Origin of the sequence: Sulfuricurvum sp. RIFCSPLOWO2_12_FULL_43_24, assembly GCF_001829605.1 — a bacterium.
Lineage (GTDB): Bacteria > Campylobacterota > Campylobacteria > Campylobacterales > Sulfurimonadaceae > Sulfuricurvum.
In genome coordinates this window covers 1-1028 of sequence record NZ_MIBT01000083.1, presented here as the reverse complement: position 1 = coordinate 1028, position 1028 = coordinate 1, and the positions used below count along the sequence as shown (strand labels likewise).

The 1028-nt window shown below is 45.2% G+C and carries 3 protein-coding genes; 2 read left to right on the top strand and 1 reads right to left on the bottom strand.

Annotated elements, in window-relative coordinates; genetic code table 11:
* On the top strand, positions 1–244 hold a 244-nt coding region (locus A3G19_RS07580; RefSeq protein WP_294871693.1), incomplete at its 5' end, for a type II toxin-antitoxin system prevent-host-death family antitoxin.
* A complete protein-coding gene (locus A3G19_RS07575) occupies positions 244–495 on the top strand; it encodes a Txe/YoeB family addiction module toxin (protein WP_294871690.1) in 252 nt (83 codons plus the stop codon). The genes A3G19_RS07580 and A3G19_RS07575, both read left to right, overlap by 1 nt.
* 71 nt (positions 496–566) lie before the next feature.
* Here A3G19_RS07575 and A3G19_RS07570 read toward each other — a convergent pair.
* A partial coding sequence (locus tag A3G19_RS07570) for a methylenetetrahydrofolate reductase (RefSeq protein ID WP_294871687.1) occupies positions 567–1028 on the bottom strand: 462 nt, incomplete at its 5' end.

Below are 1028 nucleotides of genomic sequence, written 5' to 3'. Positions count from 1 at the left end.
CATGTTTTATTCTGCGGCACGTAATAATCTGCGAAGTATGATCGACAGCGTGTGCAACGACTGTGAAGAGTACATCATCACGACCAAAGATAACCAAAGCGCCGTGTTGATCTCCTATGAAGAGTATGCGTCGATGAAAGAGACGATGTATCTGCTCTCGTCTAAAACAAATCGTGATCGTTTGATGGATTCAATCGAAGAGATCGAAAAAGGGGAATTCACCATTCGAGAGATAGCGAGTTGATGATCGCATTTTCGACCAAGGGATGGGAAGACTATCTCTATTGGCAACATAACGATAAAAAGATTCTAAAGAGGATCAATGCACTCTTGGAAGACATCCGCCGAAATCCTGATGAGGGGTTGGGAAAGCCTGAACGGTTGAAAGAAAATTTATCGGGGTATTTGTCCCGACGGATTACTGCTGAACATCGCCTCGTTTACACGATTAAAAATGATCTTATTATCGTGGCGCAGTGTCGGTATCACTATTAAGGTTGCTCCGTTCGTGGTGAGCCTGTCGAACCATGAATATACCCTTCGACAAGCTCAGGGCGAACGGGAGATTAAGACAAAATCGCCTTGGCTAACTCAAACTGATTGGCGGTCATGATGTGGATTTTCGGATGGAGAGCTTTTAGTTCTTCGAAGAGGGTTTTACTCAGCTCAAATCCGACGCGATACTCTTCCTCAGGGCTAATCAATGAAGCCGCTTCGAGGGCTTCGACCCATGCAATCGGAACATAAATTCCCGGGACATTTTCATCCAAAAAGCGGGCGGTACGGAGTTTGGTAATCGGAAAATAGCCCAAAACCAGTACACAAGAGCCATTATTTTCACGGTTGGCTTCGCTCATCATATCCAGCAGTTTTTTAGCATTTTCGAGATCGTAGACGGGTTGAGAGACAATGGCAATGGCTCCGTGGGCTACTTTTTTGGTCATTTTTTTCTGTAATGTCGCGGCGCTTTTGGCATACGCATCAATGACCGCAAATGGGAAAATTTCCTGCACAGGTGCGATCAGTTT